This is a genomic window from Nocardioides sp., assembly GCF_031422975.1.
Taxonomy (GTDB): Bacteria; Actinomycetota; Actinomycetes; order Propionibacteriales; family Nocardioidaceae; genus Nocardioides.
The window spans coordinates 1-9,229 of sequence record NZ_JANPEO010000047.1; the positions used below are offsets into that span (position 1 = coordinate 1).

The 9,229-nt window shown below is 70.3% G+C and carries 10 protein-coding genes; 7 read left to right on the forward strand and 3 right to left on the reverse strand.

The window, feature by feature from the left end; genetic code table 11:
• The first annotated feature begins 61 nt into the window (after positions 1-61).
• The 3 genes from RMO85_RS01675 to RMO85_RS01685 are packed head-to-tail and all read left to right on the forward strand — an operon-like array spanning position 62 to position 2,354.
• Positions 62-163: a 30S ribosomal protein bS22 gene (locus RMO85_RS01675; protein WP_008356322.1), complete on the forward strand. Its 102-nt coding sequence runs from the start codon at positions 62-64 to the stop codon at positions 161-163.
• 36 nt (positions 164-199) lie between these two features.
• Positions 200-1,201 carry an NAD-dependent epimerase/dehydratase family protein gene (locus RMO85_RS01680; RefSeq protein ID WP_310526069.1) on the forward strand — a complete coding sequence of 334 codons (1,002 nt, stop codon included), beginning with the start codon at positions 200-202 and terminating at the stop codon, positions 1,199-1,201.
• A complete protein-coding gene (locus tag RMO85_RS01685) occupies positions 1,194-2,354 on the forward strand; it encodes a lysophospholipid acyltransferase family protein (RefSeq protein WP_310526071.1) in 1,161 nt (386 codons plus the stop codon). Before RMO85_RS01680 ends, RMO85_RS01685 begins: the two co-directional genes overlap by 8 nt.
• 9 nt (positions 2,355-2,363) lie before the next feature.
• On the opposite strand, the gene RMO85_RS01690 is transcribed toward RMO85_RS01685, so the two are convergent.
• The 3 genes from RMO85_RS01690 to RMO85_RS01700 all read right to left on the reverse strand — a co-directional run bounded on the left by RMO85_RS01690 (position 2,364) and on the right by RMO85_RS01700 (position 5,514).
• The gene (locus RMO85_RS01690; RefSeq protein ID WP_310526073.1) at positions 2,364-3,596 is read right to left on the reverse strand and encodes a DUF5667 domain-containing protein; all 1,233 of its coding nucleotides are present in this window, start codon (positions 3,594-3,596) and stop codon (positions 2,364-2,366) included.
• Positions 3,597-3,741: 145 nt separating this feature from the next.
• Positions 3,742-4,512, reverse strand: coding sequence for a sigma-70 family RNA polymerase sigma factor (locus RMO85_RS01695; RefSeq protein ID WP_310526074.1), 771 nt, complete (start codon positions 4,510-4,512; stop codon positions 3,742-3,744).
• Positions 4,513-4,632: 120 nt separating this feature from the next.
• Positions 4,633-5,514 carry an HAD-IB family hydrolase gene (locus RMO85_RS01700; RefSeq protein ID WP_310526076.1) on the reverse strand — a complete coding sequence of 294 codons (882 nt, stop codon included), beginning with the start codon at positions 5,512-5,514 and terminating at the stop codon, positions 4,633-4,635.
• Positions 5,515-5,575: 61 nt separating this feature from the next.
• Between RMO85_RS01700 and RMO85_RS01705 the strand changes: the two genes are divergently transcribed.
• The 4 genes from RMO85_RS01705 to hemA form a co-directional block, all read left to right on the forward strand.
• Complete coding sequence (locus RMO85_RS01705; protein WP_310526077.1) at positions 5,576-7,183, forward strand: AMP-binding protein; 1,608 nt, start codon at positions 5,576-5,578, stop codon at positions 7,181-7,183.
• Positions 7,180-7,422, forward strand: a complete 243-nt coding sequence (locus RMO85_RS01710; RefSeq protein ID WP_310526078.1) for a glutaredoxin family protein — start codon at positions 7,180-7,182, stop codon at positions 7,420-7,422. Before RMO85_RS01705 ends, RMO85_RS01710 begins: the two co-directional genes overlap by 4 nt.
• Positions 7,423-7,778: 356 nt before the next feature.
• The gene (locus tag RMO85_RS01715; RefSeq protein WP_310526079.1) at positions 7,779-8,474 is read left to right on the forward strand and encodes a redox-sensing transcriptional repressor Rex; all 696 of its coding nucleotides are present in this window, start codon (positions 7,779-7,781) and stop codon (positions 8,472-8,474) included.
• Positions 8,471-9,229, forward strand: a 759-nt coding sequence (gene hemA / locus RMO85_RS01720) for a glutamyl-tRNA reductase (RefSeq protein ID WP_310526081.1), incomplete at its 3' end; no start/stop codon positions are given. The genes RMO85_RS01715 and hemA, both read left to right, overlap by 4 nt.

Here is a 9,229-nt window from a genome sequence, read left to right on the forward strand (position 1 = left end):
CCTGCCTGCGCGCCGCGCGCGCATCCGTTTGCGCGTGCGCAGGTTCGTGAAAGGTTTTTTCGTGGGTTCTGTCATCAAGAAGCGGCGCAAGCGCATGGCCAAGAAGAAGCACCGCAAACTGCTCAAGAAGACGCGCGTTCAGCGTCGTAAGCTCGGCAAGTAGCCGCTGCCACCATCATCGGGTAGGGGGGCGTAGGTCATGGGACGGGTCGTACTGGTCACCGGGATCTCCCGGGACATCGGTCGCCGCTTCGCGCGTGCAGCCACCGCAGACCCTTCCATCGACCGCGTCATCGGCGTCGATGTCGTCCCGCCACGCGGGGACATCGGCGACGTGTCGTTCGTGCGCGCCGACATCCGCAGCCCGGTCATCGCGAAGGTGCTCGCCAAGGAGGACGTCGACACCGTCGTCCACATGAGCGTCATCGCCACCCCCGGCTCGGCCGGCGGTCGCAACACGATGAAAGAGCTCAACGTCATGGGCACGATGCAGCTGCTGGCTGCCTGCCAGAAGTCGCCGACGCTCAGGAGCCTCGTCGTGAAGTCGACGACGACGATGTACGGCGCCAGCTCGCGCGACCCCGCGATGTTCTCCGAGGACATGGGACCGAAACGGCTGCCCAGCGCGGGCTACGCCAAGGATGTCTACGAGATCGAGGGCTACGTTCGCGGCTTCGCGCGCCGCCGCCCCGACGTCAACGTCACCACCATCCGCGCGGCCAACGTCATCGGGCCGCACGTCGTCAGTCCCATCACCAGCTACTTCCGGCTGCCGGTGATCCCCCGGGTGCTCGGCTTCGACCCGCGGCTGCAGTTCCTGCACGAGGACGACCTGCTCGACGTGCTCAGGCACGCGGCGGTCTCCGACATCTCGGGGACCTTCAACGTCGCCGGTGACGGCATGCTCATGCTGACCCAGGCGATCCGTCGCCTCAACAGGCCCTCCGTGGCCATGCCCCGCTTCGCGGTGGGTCGCCTCGGCTCCGTGCTCCGGCAGGCCCGGGTCGCCGACTTCTCGCCCGAGCAGCTCGGCTTCTTGACCTTTGGTCGCGGCGTCGACACAAATCGCATGCGCAGGGTGCTCGGCTTCGAGCCGCGCTACTCCACCGCCAGCGCCTTCGCCGACTTCGGCATCTCGCTCGGTGTGCCGGTGCGCGGCGACGTACTCCTTCCCGTTGCGAAGGGTGAGGCTCGTGTCTGACGCCAGGAACTCCGACGCACAGATCATCCCGATCGGCACCAACGGTCGCCCCGGTCGTGGCACCGGTCGCGATCGTCCGTCCTCGGCGGCTCGCAGTCTGGTCCGCCCGCCGAAGCCGCCCGCAAAGACGGCCGCCTCCGTTGCCTCGAAGCCTCTTGCCAAGTCCGCCCCGACAAGGGCGGCGACTCCGCCGTCGGCTCCCGCCGCCGAGCCGGCGCCGCGCCCCGCCGTGACGACCCAAGAGCGCCACCCCCTCGCCGGAGTTCCGATCGGCGACTGGTTCTCCGCCTTCCAGGGGGCGGCGATCGAGATCTTCGGCGACCACTGGGAGCGTCGTCTGGCCGAGATGATGGCGTTCTTGCGCCGTCGTCTCTCGGGCGAGTACGTCGTGGACGACTACGGCTTCGACACCGAGGTCACCGAGCGCTTCTTCCTGGCCGCCCTGCGCCCGATCGCGGAGAAGTGGTTCCGCATCGAGGTGCGCGGCGCCGAGAACATCCCGACCACCGGTGGCGCGCTCGTGGTCTCCAACCACTCCGGCACGCTGCCCGTCGACGGCCTGATGACCATGCTGAAGATCCACGACGAGACGGGCCGGTTCCTGCGTCCGCTCGGCGCCGACCTCGTCTTCAGACTGCCCGTCGTCAGCACCCTCGCCCGCAAGGGCGGGGCGACCCTCGCGTGCGGCGAGGACGCCGAGCGGATGCTGTCCGGCGGCGAGCTCGTCGGCGTGTGGCCCGAGGGGTTCAAGGGCATCGGCAAGCCCTTCAGCGACCGCTACAAGCTGCAGCGGTTCGGCCGTGGTGGCTTCGTCTCGGCCGCGCTGCGCACCGGAGTGCCGATCATCCCGCTGTCGGTCGTCGGCGCCGAGGAGATCTACCCCCTCGTCGGCAACCTCCCGTCGCTGGCGCGCCTGCTCGGCATGCCCTACATCCCGATCACGCCGTTCTTCCCGCTGCTGGGCCCGCTCGGCCTGGTGCCGCTGCCGTCGAAGTGGCTGCTCGAGTTCGGCGAGCCGATCCGCACCGACTCCTACGACGCGGTCGAGGCGGACGACCCGATGCTGGTCTTCAACGTGACCGACCAGGTGCGCGAGACCATCCAGCAGACGCTGTTCACCCTGCTGCGCGAGCGGCAGAGCGTCTTCCGCTGACCTGATCGCTCAGGGCAGCAGCGGGTCCGTCGCGCCGTCGAGCGTGCCTAGGAGCCCGTCGATCGTGCCGTCGAGCGTGGTGCCGACTCCGGTGAGCTCGGGGTTCGCGTCCGGCAGAGCGGCAGTCGCGGTCGACAGGTCTCCCGTGAGCAGCTTGGTGACCTCGTTGACCGGGGTCTTGACAGCCTTTCCGGGGAGCCCGGGGGTCTTGCCGGGGAGCCCGGGGGTCTTGCCGGTCGGGGTCGGGGTCGCCGTCGCATCGGGCACCTCGAGATCGGGCACCTCGACGTCGTCGACGCCCTGACCGGAGATCGCGTCGGGGGAGGCGGGTGACGTGGGCTGGGGTCCGCCGGCCTTCGCCGGTGTGAGCAGGCCGGGATCCTGGCTGGCGGTGAGGATCAGCGTCGTCACGCCGCTCGAGACGTTGCCGCCGGACAGCAGGTTGGGCGGGATCGAGGTCACGTCGCCACCGCACGACGGGCACCGCCGGCTGGCCGCGAGGTCGATGTCGGCGAGCCGCTCGCCCGCCGCCACGAGACTGTCGTGGGCGGACGCGGGCAGCGACGACTCCAGCGCGGAGAGGCGGTCCATGCTCGAGCTGGTGAACGAGCGGAGCTCGGTGATCAGGGCTTTGTCGCCCGTGTCGTCGTACGCCGCGAGCAGTGCGTCGGAGGCTTCGTCCGCCTGGTCGCTGAAGGTCTCCAGCGTCGACTCGACGGCGCTGACGCTGGCCGGGTTGCCGCGCGCGGCGAGGTCACTGATCTCGTCGAGGCGACCACGGGCGTTGGCGAGCAACGCCTCGCCCTTCGCGGTGTCGCTGCGGGAGATGCCGGTCTGGATGTTCTCGATCGCACGCTTGACGGGGTAGAGCGACTCGCCGGGCAGGGCGGTCTGAGCGGCGACCACCATCGAGGTGGTCGCGCCGACGAGGGCGGCCGCACCGAGCACGGTGGCGAGGCGACGGTCGCGTCGGTAGGAGCGCACCGGCAGCACGAGGCGCTGCTCCTCGGCGGTCAGGGGGCGGGCGGCCTGGGGGAGCAGGGCTGTGTCGGCCTCGACCATCAGGCGCGAGCGCAGGTCGGCGACGAACTCGGCACGCGGGGCAAGCTGCGGGACCGCGCGCAGGTCGTGCACGACGGCCAAGAGCGCAGCGAACTCCTGCGCGTCCTGCTCGGTGAGCGGACGCGACAGTGCCGCATCGAACTCCTCTGCGCGTCGTCGCGCTGAGAAAGGCCCAGTCATCGCTTTCTTCCTTGCTTTCGCAGGCCACTTGTGGTGGCCGTTCGGTGCCCCTCCACCGAGCCAAACGACCCGGTGAGGACGGAAGTTACGCGGCCGGTCGGGCCACTTCGGTGGCGCTGGTCACGCCACAGGATCGGCGAGGTCATCACTCACGCAACCCTTCGGGCATCAGCTTGGCCAGATTGCGTACTCCACGCAGCTGGAGCTGCTTGATCGCGCCGTCGGAGCGGCCCAGCGACTGCGCCGTCTCGGCGATGCTCATGCCTTGCAGGAAGCGCATGATCAGGCACTCTCGCTGCTCGGTCGGCAGTTGGGTGAGGGCCTTGAGGAGGACCTCGTTGGTCAGCCCTGCCAGCACGACCGACTCGGGTCCCTCGGTCAGTCCGTCATGGAGGCTCATGTCCTCGGTGGTCATCTCGAGACGAGTGCGTCCGGCCTTGAAGTGGTCGGTGGTGAGGTTGCGCGCGATCGTCATCAGCCAGGCGCCGAAGTCGCGCCCCTGCCAGCGGAAGTTGTTCATGCTCCGCAGGGCGCGGAAGAACGTGTCGGCCGTGAGGTCCTCGGCGAGTGTCGCCGAGCGGGTGCGGTAGTAGAGGAAGCGGTAGACCGCGGGCTGGTAGTGGTCGTAGAGCAGTCCGAATGCTTCCTTGTCGCCGCCACGGGCGAGCTCGACGAGCGCGATCAGTCGGGAGCGGTCGGCCTCGCTCTCCTCCGAGGAGGTGGCCTGGTCGGCGTCGCCGTAGTCACCGGTTGCGCCGCCGGCTCCGGCCGGACCGGGCGTTGGAGTCGTTGCGGCCTCGGCGAGCAGTGCGCCGATGGGTGCGCCCTGCGGCGTACACAGGGACGGCGAGAGGGCCAGTGCGACGGCGCGGCGAAGCGCGTCGAGCCCAGCCGACGGATCACAGTCGCCCCACATGATTCCTGAACACCCTCCCAGGTGTGGCCAGCACCTCGACCACGCGGCAAGGGTATGCGGGTCGGAGGACAAAGTGAACCGAAGCCACCTGATGACCAGACCAGAAGGGCCGAGCTCGGGTCAGTGTCGCCGAGACCGCACGGCCGCGCCAGCGGCGACGGCCCCGCTCAACCCGCCCGCGGCGGCGGCCACGACCAGGCCGGCCCGGGCGGCCTTCCGACCGGTGCGGTAGTCGCGGATCCGCCAGCCGTGCGCCTTCGCGTGGGTGCGCAGCCGGGCGTCGGGGTTGATCGCGATCGGGTCACCGACCATGGACAGCATGGGCAGGTCGTTGAACGAGTCGGAGTAGGCCGAGCAGCGGCTGAGGTCGAGCCCTTCGCGCGCAGCCAGGGCCTTGATCGCCTCCGCCTTCGCCGGGCCGTGCAGAAGGTCGCCCACGAGACGGCCGGTGTAGACGCCGTCCTCGTGCTCGGCGACGGTGCCCATGGCACCGGTCAGGCCGAGCCGGCGGGCGATGATCGAGGCGATCTCGATCGGCGCCGCGGTCACCAGCCACACTCGCTGCCCCTGGTCGAGGTGCATCTGCGCGAGGGCTCGGGTGCCCGGCCAGATGCGGTGCTGCATGCCCTCGTCGAAGACCTCCTCGCCGATCTCCTCCAGCTCCTTGACGGTGTGCCCGGCGATGAAGCTCAGAGCGGAGTTGCGGGCGTCGGCGACGTGCTCGGGGTCCTCGACACCGACGACGCGGAAGTAGGTCTGCTTCCAGGCGGCGCCGAGGATGTCGCGGGTCGAGAAGAAGTTGCGCCGGTGCAGTCCCCGCGCGAGGTGGAAGATGCTCGCGCCCTGCATCACGGTGTTGTCGACGTCGAAGAAGGCGGCCGATGTGAGATCGGTGGGCATGTTGAGTGCCGCCTCCACTTCGGCCGCGGCCGCGGCGGCCTCACCTGCCAACGCGGAGCGCTGCTGGAGGTTGAGTCGGCGGTGCTTTTCAGGCGGCGTCACGACGGTCAGCGTAGACCCGCAAGCCCGCCCGCACCGTGAGCGCGTATGGAAGTATCGGCCCATGCTGCAGACCGACGTCGCCGACCTCCTGCTGCACGCGTCGGAGGAGGCGCCGGATCGTCTCGCGGTCGTGGAGTCCGGTGGTCGCGGGCGCACCTGGCTCGAGCTGGAGCACGACGTCGCGTCCTTTGCGACCGGACTGGGCGGGCTCGGCATCCTCGCTGGCGCGCGGGTGATGCTCGTGATCGGCAACCGCCTCGAGTTCGTGACCACCTACCTCGGCGTGCTGCGCGCGCAGGTCGTGGCCGTCCCCGTCAACCCCCGCTCGACCGCTGACGAGCTCGCCCGGATGATCGCCGACTCCGGCACCCGGCTGGTGGTCGCCGATCCCGTCGCCCTGGACGCGGTCCGCGCGGCGTGCGCGCAGGTGACGGCCGCCCTCGACGGCGCGGAGACGGACCTCGACGCCGGCCTCGTCGTCCGCGCCCACCGGCCCCGCATCGTCGTCATCGACACGGCCCCGGCTCAGGGGGAGGTGGCCTACGCCGACGTGCTCGCCACCGAGCCCCGCCACCTGCCCCCGCTGCCGGACCCGGAGAAGCTGGCCGCCCTCCTCTACACCAGCGGCACGTCCGGGCGTCCGCGCGCGGCGATGCTCACCCATCGCGCGCTGCTGGCCAATCTGGCGCAGGTCGCCGAGGTCGAGCCGCCGATGATCCACGGCGACGACGTCGTGCTCGGCGTGCTGCCGCTCTTCCACGTCTACGGCCTCAACGCAGTCCTCGGCGGTGTCCTGCGCCACCGCGCCAAGCTGCTGCTGGTCGAGCACTGGGACCCGCTCGGCGCCCTGGACCTGATCGAGGACGAGGCGGTCAGCGTGCTGCCCATCGCGCCGCCCGTCTTCGCCCACTGGCGCGGAGTCGAGGACCTCGTCGACCGGCTCGGCCCCGTACGTCTCGTGCTCTCCGGTTCGGCGCCGCTGACGCCCGAGGTGATCGAGGAGTTCACTGCGCTGACCGCCATCCCCGTCCACCAGGGCTACGGCCTGACCGAGGCCTCGCCGGTCGTGACGAGCACGCTGTGCAGCGCGACCCTGCAGAACGGCTCCGTCGGGGCAGCGCTGCCCGGCATCGAGCTCCGCCTCGTCGACGAGACCGGTCACCCGGTCGTGGGCGAGGACCCGGGAGAGATCCAGGTCAAGGGCGCCAACCTGTTCAGCGGCTACTGGCCCGACGGCTCGGGCGGCCCGAGCGCCGAAGGCTGGTGGTCGACCGGTGATGTCGGCTTCCTGGACCCGACGGGTGACCTCTTCCTCGTCGACCGGATCAAGGAGCTCATCATCGTCAGCGGCTTCAACGTCTATCCCTCCGAGGTCGAGGACGTCCTGCGCGAGGTGCCGGGTGTCCGCGATGCCGCGGTGATCGGAGTCCCGGACGAGCTGACGGGCGAGGCCGTCGTTGCATATGTCGTGGCGCGCGACGACAGCGACCCCGGGGCCGTCGGCCTCGCCGACGCCGCGCGCGACCACGCGGCTGCCCGGCTGGCGCGCTTCAAGCAGCCGACCCGGATCGAGGTCGTCGACGAGCTTCCGCTGACCGTCACCGGCAAGGTGCAGAAGGGCCGGTTGCGCGGGATGGAGCGCCGGCGCCAGCTGGGGCTGCTCGAGTGAGCGCACCGCGGATCACGCTGTACGGGCGCACCGGCTGCCACCTGTGCGAGGAGGCCCGGACGGTCATTGTGGCCGTCTGCGCCGAGCTGGGCGAGTCCTTCACCGAGGTCGACATCGACACCGACCCGGCGCTGCAGCAGCGCTTCAGCGACGAGGTGCCCGTGACGTTCGTCGATGGGCGTCAGCACGACTTCTGGCGCGTCGACCCGCAACGGCTGCGCTCCGCCCTGCGCGCCTGAGCCCCGCGAGTCGGCGCGAACACCCGGACGGGTCGGCGCGAACACCTGGCCGGGTCGGCGCGAACACCTGGCCGAGTCGGCGCGAGGTCATCGGCAAGTCGGCGCCAAGTGATCGGCCTGCATCTGCCGACTCGGCGTGAGGTTCACGCCGACTCGTCAGCAGGGTGGCGCCGACTCGGCGGTGATGGCGGAAGGCGCGCTCGTCACCCCCAGTGCGGGTGGGTCATGTCACATGTGCTAGTCCGCAGCTCGGCTCAGTTTGTTCTCCCGTTCACAAACTCCTACAGTGATCGCGCCGACTCGACCTCACACGGGTTTCCCACACCCGGGATCGCGTCGGCTGGAAAGAAGACGCAGTGACTGCACGGACGTCCAACGACCAGGCCCGGGACATTCCCGAGGCCACTGTCGCTCGGCTACCCGTCTATCTCCGTGCCCTCATCACGCTCGCCGAGCAGGGCATCGAGACCTGCTCCTCCGAGGAGCTCGCCTCCGCTGCCGGCGTCAACTCCGCCAAGCTCCGCAAGGACCTTTCGTACCTCGGCAGCTACGGCACCCGCGGTGTCGGCTACGACGTCGAATACCTGCGCTACCAGATCGCCCGCGAGATCGGGGTGACACAGGACTGGCCTGTCGTCATCGTCGGTATCGGCAACCTGGGTCACGCCCTCGCCAACTACTCCGGCTTCCGCAGCCGCGGTTTCCGCGTGGTCGCCCTGCTGGACGCCGACCCCGACCGGCACGACGAGGTCGTGGCCGGCGTCGACGTGCGCCCGTTCAGCGAGCTCGAGGCGATCGTGGTCGAGCACGGTGTGGCCATCGGAGTCATCGCCACGCCCGCCCTGGCCGCCCAGGACGTCGCCGACCGCATGGTCAGGGCCGGCGTCACCAGCATCTTGAACTTCGCCCCGACCGTGCTCTCGGTGCCGGACGGTGTCGACGTGCGCAAGGTCGACCTGTCGATCGAGCTGCAGATCCTCGCCTACCACGTCCAGCGCAAGGCAGCGGCCAGCCTTGTCGAGGCCGACGCCGTGACGGAGGATTCGGCATGAGCGTCCTCGTCGTCGGTGTCTCCCACAAGTCGGCCCCCGTCGCGCTGCTCGAGCGGCTCGCTCTCGACGCCGAGGGCGTCACCAAGCTCGTCGACGACCTGATGGGCAGCGAGCACGTCGGCGAGGCGACCGTGATCGCCACCTGCAACCGGCTCGAGGTGTACGCCGACGTCGACCGCTTCCACGGCAGCGTCGAGGAGGTCTCCCGACTGCTGGTCGAGCGCGCCGGCGAGTCCACCGAGGCGCTCGTGCCACACCTCTACGTCCACTACGACGACGGTGCCGTCTCCCACCTGTTCAACGTCGCGTCGGGTCTGGACTCGATGGTGGTCGGAGAGGGCCAGATCCTCGGCCAGACCCGCGAAGCGCTGCGACTCGGCCAGGAGCTCGGCTCCGTCGGCCCCGCCCTCAACGTCTTGTTCCAGCAGGCCCTGCGCGTCGGCAAGCGCTCGCACGCCGAGACCGACATCGACCGCGCGGCCCCCTCGCTGGTGAGCGCCGCGCTCGAGCGGATCCCCGGCTCGGTCGCCGGCCGTCGCGTCGTCGTGGTGGGAGCGGGCGCGATGGCGTCGCTCGCCGTCGCCACCGTCTTCCGGCTCGGTGCCAGCGACATCGTGGTCGTCAACCGCACCAGCGACAGCGCCGACCGGCTCGCGCGCGAGTACGCCGCCCGGTCGGTGCCGCTCGCCCGTCTGTCCGGCGCTCTCGCCGACGTCGACGTCATCGTGTCCTGCACCGGCGCCGCCGGTGTCCTC